General features: G+C 63.0%; 17 protein-coding genes and 1 tRNA gene. 7 read left to right on the plus strand and 11 right to left on the minus strand.

Annotated elements, in window-relative coordinates:
* The first annotated feature begins 27 nt into the window (after nucleotides 1-27).
* Nucleotides 28-927, plus strand: a complete 900-nt coding sequence (locus R5N89_RS01925) for a 3'-5' exonuclease (RefSeq protein WP_110569002.1) — start codon at nucleotides 28-30, stop codon at nucleotides 925-927.
* A 78-nt stretch (nucleotides 928-1,005) separates the two neighbouring features.
* Here the strand turns inward: R5N89_RS01925 and R5N89_RS01930 are convergent, their stop codons facing one another.
* The 10 genes from R5N89_RS01930 to R5N89_RS01975 form a co-directional block, all read right to left on the minus strand.
* Entirely contained in the window at nucleotides 1,006-1,251 is a 246-nt protein-coding gene (locus R5N89_RS01930; protein ID WP_244192161.1) for a hypothetical protein, read from the minus strand.
* Nucleotides 1,252-1,265: 14 nt separating this feature from the next.
* Nucleotides 1,266-2,663, minus strand: coding sequence for an amidohydrolase family protein (locus R5N89_RS01935; RefSeq protein WP_110569000.1), 1,398 nt, complete (start codon nucleotides 2,661-2,663; stop codon nucleotides 1,266-1,268).
* An 87-nt stretch (nucleotides 2,664-2,750) separates the two neighbouring features.
* Nucleotides 2,751-3,080: a hypothetical protein gene (locus tag R5N89_RS01940; protein ID WP_110568999.1), complete on the minus strand. Its 330-nt coding sequence runs from the start codon at nucleotides 3,078-3,080 to the stop codon at nucleotides 2,751-2,753.
* Between the two features lie 246 nt (nucleotides 3,081-3,326).
* Nucleotides 3,327-3,929: a bifunctional 2-polyprenyl-6-hydroxyphenol methylase/3-demethylubiquinol 3-O-methyltransferase UbiG gene (locus R5N89_RS01945; RefSeq protein ID WP_110568998.1), complete on the minus strand. Its 603-nt coding sequence runs from the start codon at nucleotides 3,927-3,929 to the stop codon at nucleotides 3,327-3,329.
* The gene (locus R5N89_RS01950; RefSeq protein ID WP_110568997.1) at nucleotides 3,922-4,926 is read right to left on the minus strand and encodes an HNH endonuclease domain-containing protein; all 1,005 of its coding nucleotides are present in this window, start codon (nucleotides 4,924-4,926) and stop codon (nucleotides 3,922-3,924) included. Before R5N89_RS01950 ends, R5N89_RS01945 begins: the two co-directional genes overlap by 8 nt.
* Before the next feature lie 378 nt (nucleotides 4,927-5,304).
* Nucleotides 5,305-5,380 (minus strand) — tRNA-Glu (locus R5N89_RS01955).
* Between the two features lie 70 nt (nucleotides 5,381-5,450).
* Nucleotides 5,451-7,298, minus strand: coding sequence for a single-stranded-DNA-specific exonuclease RecJ (gene recJ, locus R5N89_RS01960; protein WP_110568996.1), 1,848 nt, complete (start codon nucleotides 7,296-7,298; stop codon nucleotides 5,451-5,453).
* 72 nt (nucleotides 7,299-7,370) lie between these two features.
* On the minus strand, nucleotides 7,371-8,711 hold the full coding sequence (locus R5N89_RS01965; protein ID WP_110568995.1) for a homoserine dehydrogenase: 1,341 nt from the start codon (nucleotides 8,709-8,711) through the stop codon (nucleotides 7,371-7,373).
* Nucleotides 8,712-8,737: 26 nt separating this feature from the next.
* Nucleotides 8,738-9,979: an LL-diaminopimelate aminotransferase gene (locus R5N89_RS01970; RefSeq protein ID WP_110568994.1), complete on the minus strand. Its 1,242-nt coding sequence runs from the start codon at nucleotides 9,977-9,979 to the stop codon at nucleotides 8,738-8,740.
* Between the two features lie 90 nt (nucleotides 9,980-10,069).
* Nucleotides 10,070-11,095, minus strand: coding sequence for an OmpA family protein (locus R5N89_RS01975; protein ID WP_110568993.1), 1,026 nt, complete (start codon nucleotides 11,093-11,095; stop codon nucleotides 10,070-10,072).
* 211 nt (nucleotides 11,096-11,306) lie between these two features.
* On the opposite strand from R5N89_RS01975, the gene R5N89_RS01980 reads away from it, so the two are divergent.
* Both R5N89_RS01980 and R5N89_RS01985 read left to right on the plus strand, forming a co-directional pair.
* Nucleotides 11,307-11,981: an ATP-dependent Clp protease proteolytic subunit gene (locus R5N89_RS01980; protein WP_110568992.1), complete on the plus strand. Its 675-nt coding sequence runs from the start codon at nucleotides 11,307-11,309 to the stop codon at nucleotides 11,979-11,981.
* A gap of 212 nt (nucleotides 11,982-12,193) precedes the next feature.
* Entirely contained in the window at nucleotides 12,194-13,198 is a 1,005-nt protein-coding gene (locus tag R5N89_RS01985; protein ID WP_110569049.1) for a ferritin-like domain-containing protein, read from the plus strand.
* A 51-nt stretch (nucleotides 13,199-13,249) separates the two neighbouring features.
* Here R5N89_RS01985 and R5N89_RS01990 read toward each other — a convergent pair whose 3' ends face one another.
* Entirely contained in the window at nucleotides 13,250-13,771 is a 522-nt protein-coding gene (locus R5N89_RS01990) for a hypothetical protein (RefSeq protein WP_110568991.1), read from the minus strand.
* Between the two features lie 246 nt (nucleotides 13,772-14,017).
* Between R5N89_RS01990 and R5N89_RS01995 the strand changes: the two genes are divergently transcribed.
* The 4 genes from R5N89_RS01995 to R5N89_RS02010 all read left to right on the plus strand — a co-directional run bounded on the left by R5N89_RS01995 (nucleotide 14,018) and on the right by R5N89_RS02010 (nucleotide 19,760).
* Nucleotides 14,018-14,386 carry a hypothetical protein gene (locus tag R5N89_RS01995; RefSeq protein ID WP_110568990.1) on the plus strand — a complete coding sequence of 123 codons (369 nt, stop codon included), beginning with the start codon at nucleotides 14,018-14,020 and terminating at the stop codon, nucleotides 14,384-14,386.
* Between the two features lie 53 nt (nucleotides 14,387-14,439).
* Nucleotides 14,440-14,991, plus strand: coding sequence for a cytochrome b (locus R5N89_RS02000; protein ID WP_110568989.1), 552 nt, complete (start codon nucleotides 14,440-14,442; stop codon nucleotides 14,989-14,991).
* Nucleotides 14,992-15,388: 397 nt separating this feature from the next.
* Nucleotides 15,389-17,464: a bifunctional diguanylate cyclase/phosphodiesterase gene (locus R5N89_RS02005; protein ID WP_244192159.1), complete on the plus strand. Its 2,076-nt coding sequence runs from the start codon at nucleotides 15,389-15,391 to the stop codon at nucleotides 17,462-17,464.
* A gap of 61 nt (nucleotides 17,465-17,525) precedes the next feature.
* Nucleotides 17,526-19,760, plus strand: a complete 2,235-nt coding sequence (locus R5N89_RS02010) for an EAL domain-containing protein (RefSeq protein ID WP_167400865.1) — start codon at nucleotides 17,526-17,528, stop codon at nucleotides 19,758-19,760.
* Nucleotides 19,761-19,790: the final 30 nt, after the last annotated feature.

Below are 19,790 nucleotides of genomic sequence, written 5' to 3' on the forward strand. Positions count from 1 at the left end.
ATGCGCCCCCGCCCGGCAGGAGACCCCATGACAGAGCTGACCCCCGACGAGATGGAACACATGGCGACCACGCTGGAAGGAACGGGCCGCTACCGCGTGCTGCGCCCGCTCGCCCCGCGCGTGCTGGCGCAATACCCGCCCGAGGCGGGCACGCGGCTGGGCATGTTCCTTGATCTCGAGACTACGGGGCTGAGTGCGGCGAAGGATGAGATCATCGAATTTGGCATCGTGCCCTTCGTTTACACGCTGGATGGACGGATTCTGGGCAGCCTTGAACCGTTCAGCCGCCTGCGCGAGCCCTCGCGCCCCATTCCGCCCCAGATCACCGCGCTGACCGGCATCACCCCGGCCATGGTGGCGGGCCAGTCGGTCACACCTGAGGAGGTGGCCAGTTTCGTAGCGCCCGCCTCACTCATTATCGCACATAATGCAGATTTTGACCGCAAGTTTGCCGAGCGTTTTACCCCGGCCTTCACCACCAAGCCCTGGGCGTGTTCCATGAAGGATGTGGACTGGGCGGCGGAAGGTTTTGAGGGGCGCAAGCTGTCCTATCTGGGCATGCAGGCAGGGTTCTGGTTCGATGGGCATCGCGCGGTGGATGATTGCCTGGCGGGCATTGCAATCCTCGACCGGGTGCTGCCTGTGTCAGGGCAGCCTGCCCTTGCGGCGCTGCTGGAAAACGCCCGGCAGGTGCGCTGCCGCATCTGGGCGGAAAACGCGCCCTATGAGTTCAAGGACCAGTTGCGCCAGCGCGGCTACCGGTGGAATGACGGCACGGATGGCAACCCGCGGGCGTGGTCCATCTCGCTGCCCGAGGCGGAGGTGGAAGCCGAACTGGCCTTTTTGAATGCAGAGGTCTTTGCCCGCCCGGTGGAACTGCCGGTAACACGGATCACGCCGTGGGACCGCTTTTCCACCCGTTGCTGAGGGGCGGGGTATGGGCGTTTTGGGCGCTGCCTTTTCCAAAAAGCTTCGAAAGCGCAGCCCCCAAAAACTTTTATTATTTTACGGGCCGGTAAAGAACGCATCGCCCATGTAATCGGGCGGGCCGCCATCCAGCCCTTCGGCCTCGAAGCCATCATTATACGGGCCGGAATAATACCCCATGCCGTAATTATGTTCATTCCAGTCATTATTCGTAATCATCGGGCCATCCGGGCCTGAAAGCTGCGGGCCTTCAGGCCCCGCGCAGGCTCCCAGCCCGCCCAGCAATGCCGCCAGCAGGCACAGGGTTGTCTTGCGTGCGGGCATAAAGCGGGTTCCTGTCATTTCTGGTGCGTGCTCTGACCGGGCAGCGGGCCGGAGACGGGCTGGCCACGATGCCAGACCTGCCTGATCCGGTCCAGCGCGGCAGGTTCCACCGTGGGGTTGCCCTGCACCACCAGCAGGTCGGCCCACTGGCCGGGTGCTATGGTGCCCCGGTCGGTCAGATGCATGAGGTGCGCGGCATCGCCCGTGGCCAGCGTAATGGCCTGTAATGGCGTCAGCCCGGCCATGATGGACAGGCGCACTTCCCGATGTTCCGCAAAGCCGGGAATGCGCACTGGCGTGGCCCCTGAATCCGTGCCGAACCCAACGGGAATACCCGCGCGGTAAACCGCCATGAGGTTCTGCATGTTCATGGCCAGCGCCCGATGCGCGGCGGCTGTCAGGGGCGCTGCCAGCGTTCTGGCCCGCCAGGCGGGATCGGCAAATTGCTGGCGCAGCGCGGGCGAAAGGCCGAAGGACAGGAAGGGATCGTCAAGCCATTCCGGGTGTTCGGCAAAGATGTAGCTGGCCTCATCAAGCGAGAGCGTGGCGATATAGCCCGTACCCTGCGCGCGCATGGCGTTGATCAGCGCGGGGTCTATGGGTCTGTCGCGCACGCCGTGGGCCAGAATGTCCACGCCTGCCACCACCAGGGCGCGGGCATCGACGAGGTCATGAATATGGGCGGCAACCCGCTTGCCCCTTGCGTGGGCCTGCGCAATGGCGGCGCGGTAGATCGCAGGCCGCATCTTGGGCAGGGGGTGCGCGCCGGGCACGCCATTGCGGAAATCATCAACCCACAGCTTGATCAGATCCGTGCCTTCATCGACCATGCGGTCGACGGCGGCGCGTGTTTCGGCAGGCGTGGTGGGGCGAAAGACCTGATCGGGGCCGATATGGAACATGTTTTCAGGCGGCACGCCATCGGGCGCGCCAATGCCCTGATCCACGCCAAACAGGTCGGCACCGGGGTTGAGGCCCGCATGCTGTTCGCGCCGCAGGTCATCAAACAGCGGCGAGCGGTTCAGCCCGAGTGCGACCACCGTTGTCACGCCGTATCGTTCATATTGCGCGAGTTCGGCGAGGATATTGGCGCGGGTATAGTTTTCCGCTCCGTTATAGGTGCCGCTGACCTGGCCTACATGGCTGTGGTCCGAAATCAGCCCCGGCAGCACGCTCAGTCCTGACAGGTCGCGCACGCGGGCATGGGCGGCCGGCTTCAGGCCGTGCCCCGTGGCGGTGATGTGCCCGTTTTCGATCAGGATATCCATATCGGCCTGCGCAGGCTGTCCCGTGCCGTCAATCACGGTGGCATGGCGCAGCAGCACGGGTCCTGCCGCCTGGGCATGGGTAGTGCCGCACAGGGCGGGCAGGCTGGCCAGAACGGCCATCAGGGCAGGGCGGATTCGGGGCATGAAGAACCTCCATCAGGCACGGGCAATGGCGCAGTGTTGACCATCGGGTGCGCCTGCGTCCATTCACGTCCGTGCCGGTCAGGCGGTTCAGGCAGGCAGGCGGGTCGCGCCCCCTTCAATCAGGTCGGCAAAGGCATCCTGCACGTCGCCACTTTCAGGAAAGCAGACAAGAACGTCATCGCTTTCCGTTTTCGCCTCACGCGCGGGTTTGACCACGCTCTCCCACTGGCGCGAAAGGGATGTGACCGTGCCGATTTCGGGTTCAAGAAACTGCCACGACCCACCTTTGGCTGTTGACCCCATGACAGTGGTGAGCAGAAACACGCCCGCCTGGTCCGGCAGGGGCGAGGGCACGCGATGAAACTGGTAGAGCGTGCCGGATTTTCCAAACAGCGTGAATGAATTCCACGGTTCCATAAGCCTGTTACCTCCCTCGGTAGCAGGACAGAGTATGCCATACTTCACCATGATGGTGGAAAGGTGATGCAGGGCCTGCCAGCCATGCGGGCGGGGTGTGAAACGCGATGGAAAACAGAAGTTTCCGGATGCCGCTTGCTGGCCGCAAACAAGCCATCCGCCAACCATCATGCAGGCAATACGAGGCTGTTCATATCTGGAACGGGAAGAGTTCATGAAAGCAGGCGGACATGAACATGGCTGCCTTCACTTCAGGTCAAAAACCGCATTCAGCCATGTTACTGATGGCCGATCTCCCGCTTGGTCTGTCGTGATGGAACATAACCGTAGCCTCAATGGGGTATTCCTGATCGTATTTTGCAGTTTCTCTTCGGTCATATCAAAAAAATAACGACAGTTTTCAACCCTTTCACCTGTTCCTGCCTTGAACGAGGCATAACCCGTCCCTGAGGGTTTCAACGCCTGTGCCAGTCTTGTCAGAGCCGTTTCGAGTTCTGTCGGGGGCAGATGCAGGAGAGCGGCACAGGCCCAGAAACCATCGAACCGGTTGGTCCAGTCCAGTTCCGCAAACGTCATGTGATGCACCGAAACCGGGTATCCCGCTGTTCTTTTACGTGCCAGCCTGACCATGGCGGCGCTGCCATCCATGGCGGTAACGCGATACCCGGCACGGGCAAAGGCCAGCGCATCGCGCCCCACTCCGCAACCGGCGTCCAGAATATGTCCACCGGGGGGAATATCGGGCAGGAAAAGCCCATGGATCGCCTTCATGTCCACGCTGGCGGTACGCGCCTCAAAATGGCTGGCGTTGCGGTCATACCATGCCAGCGTATCGGGAACCTCAGTCATGATGCTCCTCGGCTGGTTCCCATGTATGGATCAGGGCGTCACGGGCGATCTGCTGCCGGGAGCGCAGGAAGCTGCGCCGGGCCTCCTCGCTCTGGCCTGTCTGCAGCATGATGGTTTCGCGCAGCGGGTGATGGCTTTCCACCAGCCATGAGTTGCGGGCGTGCAGCCGCGCGACAAGCCTGTCGGATGGCACGCTGGCAAACTTGCCACCCTCGCCCCGGTTGCAGTCCCGACAGGCCAGGACCAGATTCCAGATTCCGTCAGCATCCGGCATGAGGCCACGTTCCCGCAGCATCCACGGAAAGAAATGGTCTACGTCCGCTGCTGCCAGTGGCATGTCGCACCCGCAATAGAAACAGTGGCCTTTCTGGTAGCCATTCAGCGATGGGCGGACGCGGCTGAGCGAGACCCGTCGCACTTTCTGTACAAACAGTTCCTGCGTTTCGCTGTCCAGTTGCACGGCCACATTGGCGCGCGGAAGGTCATACTGCCATGCACCTTCCACCAAGCGCCATCGGGCTTCCGTTTCATCCGCCAGATCATCGGCCCGGAACCGTTCGCGCAATTTATAGAGTTCATCCGTCAGGCGGATGGCTGGCGGTCCGCCTGCCGTTCGTTCATCCACGAAAAAGCGGTGCGGCACCGGACCCTTGCCGACCATGTGGAAGGCATCGATCACGTTGACAAACCCCAGCTTGGTCGTGGCATCGCGCAGTTGCGTTGCGGTGATTTCGTCGCGGTTGAATGCGCGACAGGTATCCAGAAACCGACTGGATCGCGATGTGCCCTGCCGGTCCACACGGGCCAGGTGCTGGCACAGATGCCGCGAAAACGGTTCCGCCAGATCGCTCAGCAGGACTCTGGTCGTAGACCGCTCCGCCATTTCCAGCAGGCTTTGCGCGAGCGCGAATTTATAGGACGCGACATTGCGCCCGAACAGCACGACCGCACGCCATGATGTATCCGGTTTCGGGCAATCTGAAAGAAAAGGGGTCATGCTGCGCAACCAGACAGGGAAAAAGGCTGGACAGTGCAGGGTTGATGATGGGGCCAGCACATTGGGCCAGTTTTGCCCGGCCAGTAACCGCGACGCAAGGTGAGGGCCGTCATCCTGATTGTTCTGATGCGGGCCTGAGTGTGTCAGGTTACGCCATCTGGCATCATGGCGATGGGCCGCGATGCCACACACCCTTCGGCAGCGGCCTGCCCGTGGCGGGATCAATATTTGTTTTCTGTGATTCGCTTATGCGAGGCCCTGATATCACCGCGTGTTTCCTGCCTGACGGAAACCCGTCTGGTTCAGGATCCAATAAACTGGAAATCAGGAAATTACCTGTAATCAGCCAAGACCCGCAGTAAACTGCGGTAAAGTAGCTGGCGTCCCGTACGGGATTCGAACCCGTGTTGCCGCCGTGAAAGGGCGGTGTCCTAGGCCTCTAGACGAACGGGACTAAAGGCGTGAGGGGTAACTATCCCGCCACGGGGGGCGGGTCAACCCCCCTTATGCAAAAAAGACTGAAATTATTGAGCGATCGCCACGTCGCGGATGAAGAATGTGGCCGATGTCCGCCCGTTCCAGCTCTCGGCCCGCAGCCAGCCTGCAAGGTGCAGCGGGGGCGCATCGCGGTCTTCCAGCACCGGGGCGATGGGGCTTTCATTGGCGCGGAACACCAGCGCCTTGAGCCGTGGGCCCCGGCCTTCGCCCTGGAGTGTGAGGCGCAGGGTATTGCCCTCGCGCCCGATCCGCTCGGCATAGGCCACGCGCACGCGGGGCAGGGCGATGAGCGGTTCGTCATTGCCCGGGCCAAAGGGGGCGAGGCGATCCATGTCGGTTGCCAGCGCCACGTCGGCGGCGGCCACGTTCACCACGGCATCAATGGTCAGGTCCACCGCATCGGGCAGATCGGCGGCGGAGGCGAGGTAGCGGTCAAGAAAGTCGTGCAGTGCCGGAACCCCTTCGGCGGGCAGCCCAAAGCCCGCTGCCATGGCATGGCCGCCGCCCGATGTCAGCAGCCCTGCCTGGCGTGCTGCAATGATGGCGCCGCCCAGATCCTGCCCCGGCACGGAGCGGGCCGAGCCCTTGACGCTGCCATCATCAAGTTCCGCGCCAACCAGCACGGGGCGATTGAATTTTTCCTTTATCCGCCCGGCCACGATGCCCACCACGCCGGGGTGCCAGTCGCGCCCGCTCAGCACCAGCACGGCATGCCCCTGTTCGCGCTGGGCGGCGGCGAGTTCCATGGCGCGGTCCAGAATGCCGGCTTCCACGCTCTGGCGGTTATGGTTGACGGAATTGAGCTTGTCGGCCAGCGCCTGTGCCTCGGCGGCATCATGTGACAGCAGCAGCCGCAGCCCCAGCCCGGAATCGGCAATGCGCCCCCCGGCATTGATGCGCGGCCCAAGCGCAAACCCGCAGGTAAAGGCGGAGAGCGGGTCACGCGCGCCCGCGGCCTCAAGCAGGGCTGCAAGCCCCGTGCGCCCGCGCCGCGCCATGATGTTCAGCCCATGAATCACGAAGGCGCGGTTCAGCCCGGTCAGCGGCATCACGTCGCACACGGTGGCCAGGGCCACCAGGTCGAGGCTGTTCTTGAGTTGCGGGTCGGGATGGGTGTCAAACCACCCTTCGCTGCGCAGCAGGCGCGTGGTGGCTCCGGCTGCCAGAAAGGCCACCGCTGCCGCGCAGATGCTGCGCAGGCCGGAGGGGCAGTCGGGCCGGTTGGGGTTGACCGTGGCCAGCACGCGGGGCAACGCGCCCTGCACCTGATGGTGATCGAGCACGATCACATCGCAACTCTGGCTGACATGCTCCAGCACATCGACCGCCGCCGTGCCGCAGTCGAGGCAGACGATGAGGCTGGCACCCTGCGCCTGCAGGGCTTCAATGGCGGGAATGTTGGGGCCGTAGCCCTCCGTCATGCGGTCGGGGATGTGGGTGAGCACCGTGCAGCCCTGCGTGCGCAGGAAGGCGGTCAGGAGTGCAGTGGAACAGGCGCCATCCACGTCATAATCGCCAAACAGCCCGATGGTCTCGCCATTGCGGATGGCGCGCGCCATGCGCTCGGCGGTCACGTCCATGTCCACCAGCGTCGAGGGATCGGGCAGCATCTGGCCCATGACGGGCCTGATGTAGCTTTCCACCTGGTCGGGGCTGATATGACGCAGCGCGAGCATGCGGCCCACGATCTCGGGCAGGCCGGTCTGCTGGGCAATGGCCATGCCCATGCGGTCGGCATGGCTGGCCTGGCTGCCCGCCCGCCATGTCCATCGCCGCCCTGTCACGCTGTGGGTCACCCCCAGCACGGCGGGCACGGCTCCGTCCTGTGCCAGTTGTGCGGCAGGGGCGGGCGATGTCAGGTCGGTAACAGGCACGGGCAGGTCCTTGTGCAGGGGGCCGGGATCAGCGACGGGGCGCGGATGGACGCGCGCCCACCCGCGCCATTTCTAGCCCGCGTCGATGCGGATCAGGGCAGGTTCGTCCAGCACGGCAGGCAGTTCCGCAATGTGGTGCAGGGCGTGCTGCATGGCCGCTTCGTTGGTCTTGTGGGTCAGCAGCACCAGCGGCACGGCATGGGTGCCGTCGGGGCGGGTTTCATGCGCATCGGCATGCTGGAGCATGCTGCGCAGCGACACGCCATTGTCACGCAGCACGGCGGTGATGTCGGCAATCACGCCGGGGCGGTCTTCCACGTTCAGGCGCAGGTAGTATTCGCCCATGAACGATTTGGCGGGCAGGGCCACGGCCTGCGTCAGGCTGTCGGCATCGCAGCCCCATACGGGAATGGCGGCGCCGCGCGCGATGTCGATCAGGTCGGCGCACACGGCGGTGGCCGTAGGCCCTTCGCCAGCACCCCGGCCCTCAAGCATCAGGCGGCCGACAAACGCGCCCTCCGCCACCACGGCGTTGAACACGCCATTGACCTGCGCGATCGAGGCATCCTGCGGCACAAGGCACGGATGCACGCGGGCCTCGATGCCGTTTTCATGCTGGCGGGCAATGCCCAGCAGCTTGATGCGGTAGCCCATCTTGCGCGCGAACTGCAGGTCAAGCGCGCCAATGCGGCGGATGCCCTCGATATAGACGGAGGCGAACACCACCGGCCGCCCGAAGGCCAGCCCCGCAAGGATGGCCAGCTTGTGGGCGGTGTCGATCCCATCGACATCGGTGGAGGGATCGGCCTCGGCATAGCCCAGCTTCTGGGCATCGGCCAGGATCTCGGCAAAGTCGCGGCCGGTCTCGTGCATCACGCTCAGGATGTAGTTGCACGTGCCGTTGAGGATGCCGCCAATTTTAAGGATGCGGTCCGCCGCCAGCCCTTCGCGCACGGTCTTGATGGCGGGAATGCCGCCGGCCACCGCCGCCTCGAACATCAGCGGCACGCCTGCGGCCTGCGCCGTGCAGGCCAGTTCCGCGCCGTGGATGGCGATCAGCGCCTTGTTGGCGGTCACCACCGGCCTGCGGTTTTCCAGCGCGCGGGTTACGGTCAGGCGGGCAGCGCCCTCGGCGCCGCCAATCAGTTCGGCCACCACGTCCACATTGGGGTGGGTGGCGAGTTCCTCGGGCGTGTCGCACCAGGCAACGCCTGCCAGGTCAACCCCACGGTCGCGCGTGCGGTCGCGCGCGCTGACGGCGGTCACCACCAGTTCGCGCCCGGCGCGGGCGCGGATCAGGGCCGCGTTCTCGCGCAGCAGTTTCATAACGCCAGCGCCAACCGTGCCCAGCCCTGCAATGCCGATGCGCAGGGGCGGTTTGGGTGCGGGCGAAGAAGAAGGTTTAGAAGTCATCTGTTTTCCGTCAACCGAGTGGGCCGTCATGAATGGGCGGGCTGTTCTTCAGGCAGGGGAGCGGCCTGCTGGCTGGTGGGCGCAAGGCCGCCATGTTCCGTCATGAAATGGCGGATGGAGCGGCAGGCCTGCCGCAGGCGCTGGGTGTTTTCCACCAGGCCGATGCGCACGAAGCCTTCGCCATGCTCGCCAAAGCCAAGCCCCGGCGCTACGGCAACGCCTGCCTCCCTGAGCAGAAGCTTGGAGAAGCCAACGCTGCCAAGTTCGCGGAACTGCTCGGGAATCGGCGCCCAGGCAAACATCGAGCCCTCGGGCGAGGGCACATCCCATCCTGCCGCGTGCAGGCCCTGGATCAGCACGTCGCGGCGCTTGCGGTAGATGTCGCGAATTTCGGCAACACAGTCCTGCGGGCCGCTCAGGGCCGCCACCGCCGCAACCTGAATGGGGGTGAACGCGCCATAATCAAGGTAGGACTTGATGCGCGTCAGCGCCGAGATCAGCTTCGGGTTGCCCGCAGCAAAGCCCATGCGCCAGCCCGCCATGGAATAGGTCTTGGACAGCGAGGTGAACTCGACCGCGATATCCTTCGCCCCCGGCACTTCAAGGATCGAGGGGGGCACTTTGTCGCCAAAATAGATCTCGGCATAGGCCAGGTCGGACAGGATCCAGATCTCGTGCTTGCGGGCAAACGCCACGAGCTTGCGGTAGAAATCGAGATCGGCCAGGTACGCGGTCGGGTTTGACGGAAAATTGACAATCAGCGCCGTGGGCTTGGGCACCGAATGGCGCACCGCGCGGTCGAGGGCCTCGAGCATTTCATCATCCGGCGTGGCCGGGATGGAGCGCACGGACGCACCCGCGATGATGAAGCCGAACTGATGGATGGGGTAGGAGGGGTTGGGCACCAGAATGGTGTCGCCCGGGCTGGTGATGGCGGAGGCGAGGTTGGCCAGCCCTTCCTTTGAGCCAAGGGTCGCGATCACCTCGGTCTCGGGGTCAAGCTTTACGTTGAAGCGGCGCTCGTAATAGCCCGCCAGCGCCCGGCGCAGGCCGGGAATGCCCCGGCTGACCGAATAGCGGTGCGCGCGCGGGTCCGACACGGTCTCGACCAGCTTCTGCACGATATGCGGCGGCGTGGGCGTGTCGGGATTGCCCATGCCGAGATCAATAATATCCTCCCCCCGCGCTCGGGCGGCGGCCTTGGCCTTGTTGACTTCAGCGAAGACATAGGGCGGCAGGCGGCGGATACGATGGAATTCTTCGGTCATGGGACGCTCTGTTACGGGCGGGCGAAATGAATGCGCGCCAGGTTGCGAATCAGCTCATGCAGGCCCGCGTGCCGGGCCTGCGGCGCCAGTCTAGCGCACCACTGCAATTCTTGCACCATTGCCAAAGGCATGGGCACGCACCACGATGCGGGCGGCGGGCACGCCACGCGCCACGAGCATGGCGGTGACGGTGCGGGCGCGCAGGATGGCAAGGTTGAGGGCGGCGGTCTGCCCTTCCGCCGTGGCGCTGGCGGCATTTCCGTAGCCGTTCACGATTATGAAATTACCGTCGCGTTCCCTCACGGCGTTGTCCACCACCTCGTCCTCGCCATCGGCAATGTGGTCGGATCCGGGCAGGAAGTGCACCGTTGGTCCGTCATCGGCGCTGGCAAGGTGGTAGCTTGGCAGATCGAGCCCGTCACGCTCCGCGTTGTCAGGCAGGGTGATGCCGCCCACCTTGGGCAGGGCCGGGGCTTCCTGGGCTATGGGCGGCAGGTTGGCGGGAATGGCCTCGGGGTGTTCGCTCACCATGGTCGAGACCTCGGGCATGAGCAGCAGGCCGTTGCCGCCATAAAGCGGGCGCCCGTCCTGGCCGGTCTGCGTGGTGGGGGTGGCGGCCTCGGGCGTGGTGCCTTCTGGCGACGGGGCGGGCGTGGCGGCGGTAGCGGCAGGCGTGTCAGGGCTGTCCGCCGTCCTGAGCGAGGCGGACTGCGTGCCGAACTGCGTGCGCGAGGGGATGGGCGGAATATCCGTCATCGTGGGCATGGTGCCCATGATCGCATCCTGGCGCTCGTTGAGTTCGTGCTGGGCCTCGAGGTCGGCGGTAATGTCCTCGCGCAGGTCGGGCGAGGGGAGTTCGGGCGCCTTGCGCGGGCCAAGCCCGATTTTCGGGTAGGGCTGGTGGGTGCCCGGTGGCGGGGGGCGCTGGTGGCTGATCACGCCGCCCTGGTACTGGTGGTACCACTGCGTCACGGTATCGACCGTGTCCTGGTGGTGCACGCAGCCCGCAAGCGCTGCCGCGCACAGGGCCAGCATGGCGGGCCGTGCGGCACGCGCGCTGCATGATGGCGGAAAAAAAAATCTTCCGGGACTTGGCGATGGCACCCGCTTTCCCAATCTCTAGCTCCCATGGCCCTTGTGGCCTGCACACGACACGACCGGGGCAAACTAGCCTGCAATGCCGCTCTTAGCGAGAGGGGTTGCGTCACTTGCGTCATGACGTGCGTCACCTCTCCACCCGATTGCAAGGTCGGGACTTGGCACCGGGCGCAAGGCAGCGCAGGATAAGGGCATGACCAGGACAGTCCCGGAGAAGAGGGAGAACCCGATGAACGGCATGCAGCCGAACTACCGCATCCGCATGGATGATGAAGACCCGAGAGATCCCGATATCCCCGAACCCCAGGGCCCGGAAACCGAGGAGCCCGACAAGAACCGCACGCTGTCCTCGCCCATTGGCGAGCTTGAGAGCCGCCTGTTCGACCAGCGCAAGGTGCTGGTGTTCGGCCCGATCAACGACAAGATCGCCCGTGACGTGACCGGCCGCCTGCTCGCCCTTGCCGGTGCATCCGACAAGCCGATCGATGTGTACGTCAACTCGCCCGGCGGCCATGTGGAAAGTGGCGACACCATTCACGACATGATCCGCTTTGTCGATTCGATGGCGCCGGTGAACATGATCGGCACGGGCTGGGTCGCCTCCGCTGGCGCGCTGATCTTTGCCGCCGGCAACAAGGAGCGGCGCTACTGCCTGCCCAACACGCGCTTCCTGCTGCACCAGCCGATGGGCGGCGTGCGCGGGCCTGCCACCGATATCGACATCGAGGCCCGTGAGATCGTCAAGATGCGCGCGCGCCTCAACCACCTGTTCGCCCGCGAGACCGGCCAGCCTTACGAGAAGGTGTGCAAGGACACCGACCGTAACTACTGGATGTCCGCTGAAGAAGCGATCGCCTATGGCCTGGTGACGCGCGTGATCGACAAGATCTCGGACCTGCATTGATCTAGGGCAAGGCGAGGTTTCGGGCTCGCCCATAATGCTGGCGTTCCGTTCCGCAGGAGGGGCCAAAACCCCTTCTGCGGATTCCAGATAACAGTCCTGCACTTTGCATGGACTTATGATATGGGAACCGGCAACGAGGGTGTCAGGCAGTTTGAATGAACGCCTCATCGGCCGGCGTATTCACGCGACACCGTTCCGAACAGCGAGCCGACATGACGAAATCACTTTCTGACATTTATACAACCCTGCCCGAAGCCCGTGATCCGGGCGCTGCCACGCCAGATGCCGTGGCGAAGGCCGATTTCAATGCGCGGCATTGGTCCAGCCCGGTTGCTGGCCCGCTCAAGCCGGGCTCGCCCGAGCACAAGAAGGCCGTGGCGGACATGTTCCGCGAGACCTTCAACCCCTACAAGCCATCCGTCATCGAATGGCCTGAACTTGATGCCGAGACGCTGCAGCGCGTCACCTCCCTGCCGATCTGGGACATCGCGGTCCAGACCGAAGGCAAGGCCCGCCTGCGCATGGCCGCCTATGCCCGCCTGATCGACGACCCGGACATGAAGGACGCCCTGTCACGCAATGCGTGGGAGGAGAACCGGCACAAGGAAGTGCTGTCCAAGATGGTGGCGGCCTACAACATTCCGCTGGCCTCCGAGCCGCCCTACATCGAGCCGCGCGATGTGGAATGGGCCTATATGGTCACCGGTTTTTCGGAGTGCGTGGACAGCTTCTTCGCCTTCGGCCTGTTTGCCATCGCCCAGAAATCCGCTTTCTTCCCGCCTGTGCTGATCGATACGTTCGAGCCGGTGATGCAGGAAGAATGCCGCCACATCCTTCTGTTCGCCAACTGGCTGGCCTGGCACCGCGCCACCATGCCATGGTGGAAGCGCCCGTGGTTCGAGGCGCGCGTGCTCGGCGTATGGTTCTTCCTGCTCTATGAGCGGCTGGGCATGGTCACCACGTTCGATGCCGATGGCAACAAGCACGAGCAGGACAACAACTTCACCGTCAACGGCACGAAGGAAGTGGCTGATGTCGATGTGAAGCTGCGTGACATGATCGATATCTGCCTGATCGAGAACGAGCGCCGCTTCTCGGGCTACGATCCACGCCTGGCGCGGCCGAAGCTTGCGCCCAACCTTGCGCGCCTCATCCGCTTCTTCCTGCCGCGCACGCCCAACTCGGCCAGCCTTGAAAGCCAGCCCGGCGCGGCGTAACCCGCACCCGTCACTTTCCCCGCCCGCCTGATGCGGGCGGGGAAAACGGCTTCAGCCCAGCGTGGGCACGGCGGGGCCCGCCCCGAAATCAAGCTGCCCCAGATAGGCCACGCGCTCGCCGGGAACGATATCGCCAATCCGGCCGCCTTCGATGCGGGCATAGGCGAAGACCTTGCTTTCCTCCTCATCCGACGAACCGATGGCAAGGCCCGTGAACGGCTTGCCTGCCGCATCCTTCAACTGCCACACATCACCGCGCACCACGGCGTCGTATTTGTAGCGAAAGCCCGGCACGATCTTCGTCAGGAGCAGGGGCATGGCGGCGGTGACGTCAATGGCGGTGCGCACGAAGGCGGTGCAGGCGTCATCGGGGGCGAAATAGCCACGGGCATCCGCCGTCATCAGGATCAGGCCCGGTGTTGTGCCATCGGGGCCGACAAGGCGGCTGCGGATGACGATCTTCTGGTCATCACGCGAGACTTCCGAGGCGAGCATCACGGTGCCGGCTGGTGCTGCAAGCAGGTCAGGCACCACGATGAGGTCTGACAGGGGAAGAGTGGCGAGTCTGGTCATTTTTCATTCTCCATCGCGGCAGTTGCCAGGGGACAATGGGGCGGACTGTGCGCTCCGTTACGTTTCATGACAACCATGCACCCCTGCGGGTGTTACATGTTACATGGCCCGCGCATGACCCATGCGTGGCAGGAATGGTCCGCCCTTCATGCATGCGCGATAAACATTGGTAATATGGGGTCATTGCCCCAATTTAGAAGAGGGCCATGGAAACATCTCCATGCTCCATAGAGGGAGGGTAACCACATGGCGGGTCAAATCACGAAGGGGCTTGCGGCTCTGGCGTTTGGCGCATTGCTGGCCTGCGGGTCGGCGGGCGTGGCCCATGCGCGCAGCCATTCGGGCGACGCGGCTTCAGGCGCGGGCAGCTATGCGGCTGGCCAGAATGATGGCGCAGGGGTGGCCATGCCGCCTGCCTACAGCGCGCCCGAGACCGGAACCGGCGGTGGCGTGCCGCAGTTCAGCAACGACAATGCGGAATCTGACCAGATGAGCGGCGCAATGATGATGCCCGGCTCCGCATCTGGCAGCGCGGCGCCTGGCATGACCGATGGCAGCTATACCAACATGAATATTGGTGGCGAAGACAGCGCGATTCTGCCCGGCGTCAACTGAAGGCGGGATGGGCCGCGGCCTTTTTATAGGTAATTTTGATCAGAGATCACCGCATGACCGCATCTTCTCTTTCCTCGCCGCCTGCGCATTATAGTTGGGAGACACGGTGGCTGCACTGGCTGACCGCCGTTCTGGTGCTTGAGCAGTTCGTGGTGGGGCAGGTGGGCTGGCATCTCATGGCCCGCACCGCAGCGTGGCGGCCCTTTCTGGTCGTGACGCATACCTCGCTTGGGGTAGTGCTGGCCACGGTGTTCATCATCCGCGTGGCATGGGGCATGACCGGCGGTCGTGCCATTCGCTTCCCTGTCGTGACAATGCAGGATCGCGTGGCGCGCAGCGTGCATCGCCTGCTCTATATGCTGCTGGGCGGCGAGATCGTGTTCGGCTACATGGCGCGCTGGTCCACCGGGCGACCCATCATGGCGTTTGGCGTGCCGATCAATTCGCCCCTGCCCATGTTGATGCATGGAACACATTCCTTTTTTACAGGATTACATCACTGGACCGCATGGTTACTGTTCTGTGTGGCGCTCTTTCACGGACTGGCCGGGTTTTACCACCTGTTCATTTATCGTGACCGAGTTTTTCAACGGATGTTACCCTGACAGGCATAGATTAAGGCGTGTTGTCCTAATATCGCCTGCATCAGAACAGAAATATCTCCACAAATAAAAAAATAGGAATATAAGCCTAATTTTTGTTATATTGGAATTCTATCTGTTACGCATTTAAATAGGAAATACCTTTAACTATCCGGATTGGTAGTGCCCTAATGTATTTATAAATTTTTTAAGGACAATTTTTTGTTGCATTGTGAATGAATGTTTACTAATATATGATTAATCTCAGCAAATATAAAAACAAATGGCTGATTTCCCGTTGGATGCCCTTATTGTAAGCGGTTGATGCCAGATGGTTTCTGCAATGCCCCCTGTGGAGCCAGGTGTTTGTTGGAACCTGTTTTCGTAAACGCATGGTATCTGGCGCTCAAAAATGGAAGTCATGAGCAATCATATTTATGAACTGAAGGTGTATGATCCCTTCCTACTCGTCGGTGCGCTGATCGTATGCGTAACAGGCGCGTGGATTACGATGCGGCTGGTAACACGGGTCGCGCAGACCCATGGCCGCCAGCGCCTGGGCTGGTACTGCCTTGCCAGCATGGCAGGGGCGAGTTTTGTGTGGTGCACGCATTTTGCCGCCATGCTGGCCTATCATTGCAATGCCCAGGTGCATCTTGACCCGCTGCGCACGGGGGTTTCGCTACTGGTCATGCTGGGCGCGATGCCGCTGGCGGTGATGCTGGCGGTGCGCCTGTATGGTCGTGGCGGCTGCATGGTTGGCGGCGTCGTGCTCGGGCTGGGCATTGCCGGCATGCATTATATCGGCATGGCCGCCTACCGGCTTGATGCGCTCGTGGCCTGGAACGGGCTGCTTGTGGTCGCCTCCGTGCTGATTGGTGCGGGCTGCTCCGCCACGGCCCTGATGCTGGCGTTGCGCCCGGTCAATCCGCGCCGCGAGATCGAGACGACGCTGGCCCTTGTCGGCGCGGTTGCCGGGCTGCATTTTACCGGCATGGAGGCCATGCGTGTTGTGGCCATGCCGCAGCACATGCTGGCTGTACATGATAACGGGCAGTTCCTGGCGCTGGGGGTGTCGGTCATTGGCGGCACGATGCTCATGCTCATTGCCGGTATCGCCTCGTTTGTCATTGATGGCAGCGTGCGGCAGGAGTCCTATGAGGAACTGCATCGCATGGCCATGTCGGACGGGCTGACCGGCCTGCCCAACCGCATCAGCTTCAACGAGCGGCTGCACAACGAGGTCAGCCGGGCCGACCGCGATGGCGAACAGTTTGCCGTCATCGGCATCGACCTGAACAAGTTCAAGGAAATCAACGATACCCGCGGTCATGCGGCGGGCGATATCGTGCTGACCACGCTGGCCGAGCGCTTCAGCGCGCTGCTTGCGGATGGCGAGTTCGTGGCCCGCCTTGGTGGTGATGAGTTCATCGCCATTCACCGCACGTCCGACAGCGCGGAACTGCATGGTTTTGTCGAGCGGATCCAGCAGGCGCTCAACCAGCCGATCCCCATCGAGGATTACGTGGTGACAAGCGGCGGCAGTATTGGCGTTGCGGTCTATCCCGTCGATGCGAGCGACAGCGAGACCCTGATCTCGCGCGCGGACATGGCCATGTACCGCGCCAAGACCGATCCGCACCACACCATCTGGTACTATGAAAGCGCGCTTGACCAGAACATGCGCGCGCGCCGCGCCCTTGGCGAAGACCTGAAGGTCGCCATGAATAGCGGGCAGCTCTCGCTGTTCTATCAGGTGCAGACCGTGGTGGCGACGGGCGAGGTCTCGGGCTACGAGGCGCTACTGCGCTGGGAGCACCCCGAACGCGGCGCCATCGCCCCCCCCGAGATCCTGCAGCTTGCCGATGAGAACGGCCTCATCATCAAACTCGGCGAATGGGTGCTGCAGACAGCCTGTGAGGCAGCCGCAGGGTGGAACGAGAACGTCCGGGTTGCGGTCAATATGTCCGCTGCCCAGTTCCTCCAGCCCCGCTTCGTTGTGGCCGTGCAGGAAAATCTTGCCCGCAGCGGGCTTGCTGCCGACCGTCTGGTCATCGAGATCACGGAAGAAACCGTGCAGCGCAATCCTGACCGCGCGCTGGCCATGGCCAACAGCCTGCAGGCCCTTGGGGTGCGCCTCGCCCTTGATGAGTTTGGCGGCACCCATTCGGTGCTGCACATGCTGCGCGCGTTCCCTTTCAGCAAGCTCAAGATCGACCGTTCGCTCATGCAGCAGGTCGATACCGACCCGGTGGTGGCGCAGCTTGTGCGCTCCATCCTGCTCATGGGCCACGCGCTGCGCATCTCGGTTCTGGCCCAGGGGATCGAAACGAGGGGCCAGTTCAGCATCGCCTCCGCCGAAGGGTGTGACGAAGGCCAGGGTTACCTGATCGGCCACCCCGCGCAGTCGGCCCAGGCAGCGGCCACGATCGGTGGCGGATCTTTCGCCAGTTCCATACGCGCCGTCCCATCTCCCGCCTTCAGCCCCGAGATCTGAGAGGCGCGAATTTTTCATGAAACAGCAAGAGCATGTAATGAACCCTCACGATGCCTCCGCGATGACATCTGTACAGACCCCGCCCGGTGAACTTGACATGACCGCCGATGTCAGCCTCCAGCTGCTTGAGCAGGCGACGGATGGCGTGGTCATCATCAACGAGCGCAACGAGGTGATCTTTTTCAATCCGGCGGCTGAGAAACTGTGGGGCTATTCCGAGGCCGAAGTGCTGGGGCGCAACGTGAGCTGCCTCGTGCCATCGGTCTATCGTGGCGATCATGACAGCTATATCGACAAGAACCGCAAGACGGGCATGAACCGCATTGTCGGCACCTCGCGTGAGGTCACGTTCGAGAACAAGGCGGGTGACTACATCTCGGGCGAGATGTCGATCTCGACCGCGCTGCTCGGCCCGGAAAAGAAACGCTATTACATGGCCTTCATGAAAGGCGTGACCGAGGAGAGCCACCGCCGCAAGCTGCTCGACCTGCAGAATACGGTGTTCCAGGCCATCTCCAACGACATGCTTGTTGAAGACGTGGCCGATCTGGTGTGCCGCGAGGTGGAAAGCTTCGTGCCCAACACGGTCTCGGTCATCATCCTGCTGGATGAGAACAACCGCCTGAGCATCCTGTCCGGCCCCGGCCTGCCGCGCCGTTATGCCGCAGCACTCGAGAACATGGCCCTGACCGAAGGCGACCTTGCGGCGCTGGGCAATGACCTGTCGGAAGCCAACAGCATCGTGTGGGACAGCTACCGCTCGCTCGGCATCTCGCTGGGGCTGCACAACTGCTGGGCCTCGGCCATCAAATCGCGCAACGGGCGCATTTCGGGCATTTTCGCGCTATATTCGCGCAACCAGTACAAGCTGAGCGACTGGCCGCAGAAGATCGTGTCGGGCTGCGTGCCCTTCTGTAGCGTGGTGATCGAGAACTACGAGGCGCAGCAGCACATCGCCCAGCTTGCCAACCATGACTCGCTGACCGGCTTCCACAACCGCACCGCCATCCACAAGGTCATCAAGTCGATGATCGACCACCCGGGTGATAACGAGTTTGCGGTGTTCATGATCGATATCGACCGTTTCCGCGATATCAATGACACGCTCGGCCACATGAATGGCGATGCCTTCCTCAAGGCGGTGGCCCAGCGGCTCAGGGACCTGTCGCGCAGCAACTATATCCTCAGCCGATCGGGGGGGGACGAGTTCGTCATCGTCATGCCCGACAGTGACGAGGCCAAGGCCGTGGCCTTTGCCGAAACCCTGATCAAGGCCATGCAGGAGCCCATCGAGATCGCGGGCAACCTGCTTGTCGTCTCCCTTGGCATCGGCATCAGCCTGTTCCCCGAGAACGGACCTGATAGCGAATCCCTGCTTGGCCATGCCGAGATTGCCATGCGCCGGTGCAAGAAGGAGGCGCGCGGCGGATACTGCGTGTCCAGCACGGCCGACAACCGTGCCGCACAGGACCGGCTGCTGCTGGGCTCGGCGCTGCGTGATTCACTGGCCAAGGGCATGCTCAACCTGCACTATCAGCCGCAGGTCGATATCAAGACCGGCAAGCTGTATGGCGTTGAGGCGCTCTCGCGGTGGAAGCACCCGACGCTGGGCAACATCTATCCATCGCGCTTCATCGCGGTGGCGGAAGATACCGGGCAGATCGAGGCCATCGGCACCTGGTCGCTCGAAGAGGCGACAAAACAGATCATCGACTGGGAGCGCGCCGGGCTTTACGTGCCGACCGTTTCGGTCAACCTGTCGGCTGCCCATTTTCGCAATCGCGGGCTGCCCGCGCTGATCGAGCGCATCCTCAAGGATCGTCAGATCTCGCCGGAACGCCTGTGCGTGGAAATTACGGAAAGCGTGATGATGGATGAAAACGAGGATACGATGGAAGGCCTCGCCGCCATCCGCAACCTCGGCGTTGGTCTGTCGATGGATGATTTCGGCACGGGATATTCGTCGCTCTCCAGGCTGACGCGCCTGCCGCTGACCGAGATCAAGATCGACCGCAGCTTCATCATGAACCTTGACCATGACCCCAATGCCCAGGCCGTGACCACGGCGGTGATCGGTATTGGCAACCGCCTGGGCATGACTGTCGTGACCGAGGGTGTCGAGACCGAGGCCCAGCTCAAGCTGCTGCAGGGGCTGAACTGCGATGTGGTGCAGGGCTATCTGTTCGCACGGCCGATGCCGTCGGCGGAGCTGCTTGAATGGTCACAGGGGCCTGCCAAGACCCTTACGCTCGAACTTGTCGCCTCTGATGAGGCCGAAAGCAAAACGAAGAAATAGTTTCGCCACGAATTTTGGCTTGTTCGCTGT

Origin of the sequence: Komagataeibacter sucrofermentans DSM 15973 (assembly GCF_040581405.1) — a bacterium.
In the GTDB taxonomy this organism is placed as follows: Bacteria; Pseudomonadota; Alphaproteobacteria; order Acetobacterales; family Acetobacteraceae; genus Komagataeibacter; species Komagataeibacter sucrofermentans.